The organism is Streptomyces sp. ATLC9 (assembly GCF_057196705.1).
This window is the reverse complement of sequence record NZ_JBXUOY010000530.1, coordinates 1-977: the sequence shown is the minus strand read 5'-3', so window position 1 is coordinate 977 and position 977 is coordinate 1. Positions and strand designations below refer to the sequence as shown.

1 protein-coding gene is annotated in these 977 nt (G+C 79.0%); it reads right to left on the bottom strand.

Annotated elements, in window-relative coordinates; translation table 11 throughout:
* Positions 1-76 precede the first annotated feature (76 nt).
* A complete protein-coding gene (locus tag AC2CJA_RS26865) occupies positions 77-853 on the bottom strand; it encodes a sugar phosphate isomerase/epimerase family protein (RefSeq protein WP_484605237.1) in 777 nt (258 codons plus the stop codon).
* Positions 854-977: the final 124 nt, after the last annotated feature.

Sequence of the window (977 nt, the reverse complement as noted above, 5' to 3'; positions counted from 1 at the left end):
GGCGACGGCGGTCCGGCGCGGCCCGCGGCGCGACAGTGGCGGACCGCGCCCGTTCCGTGGCCCCTGCGCCGCGTCCCTACAGGACGTGGGCGCGGAAGCGCTCCGCGGTCTCCGCGAGCGCCTCGCGGCCGTCGCGGTCCCACAGGGCCTCGTTGAAGATCTCCACCTCCGTCCAGCCGGTGTAGCCGGCCGCCGCCACCCGGTCGCGCCAGAAGCGGAAGTCGACCGAGCCGTCCCCGAGCTGCCCGCGGCCCAGCAGCACGCCCGCCGGCAGCGGGGTGCACCAGTCGGCGAGCTGGAAGGCGGCGATGCGGCCGCCCCGGCCCGCCCGGTCGATCTGCGCGGGCGCCCGGTCGTCCCACCAGATGTGGTACGTGTCCACGACCACGCCGACCTGCTCGGCCGGGAAGCGCTCGGCCAGGTCCAGGGCCTGTCCGAGGGTGGAGACGACGCAGCGGTCCGAGGCGAACATCGGGTGCAGCGGCTCGATGGCCAGCCGCACCCCGCGCCCGGCCGCGTAGGGGGCCAGTTCGGCCAGCGCGTCGGCGATCCGCTCGCGGGCACCGTACAGGTCGCGGTCGCCCTCGGGCAGCCCGCCGGAGACCAGGACCAGGGTGTCGGTGCCGATCCCGGCCGCCTCGTCGACCGCCGCCCGGTTGTCCTCCAGCGCCGTGCGGCGCGCGGCGGGGTCGGCGGCGGTGAGGAAGCCGCCGCGGCACAGGCTGGTGACGGTCAGCCCCGCGTCCCGCACCAGGCGGGCGGTGGCCTCCACCCCGTACTTCTGGACGGGCGCCCGCCACAGGCCGACGCCGCCGACGTCCAGCTCGGCGCACGCCTTCACCAGTCCGGGCAGGGAGAGCTGCCGGACGGTCTCCTGGTTGACGGAGAAGCGGGCGGGGGGGGGGGGGGGGGCGGGCCCGCGGGGCGCGGGGGGCGGGCGCCCGGCGGCCCCCCCCCCCCCCCCCCCCCCCGCCGCC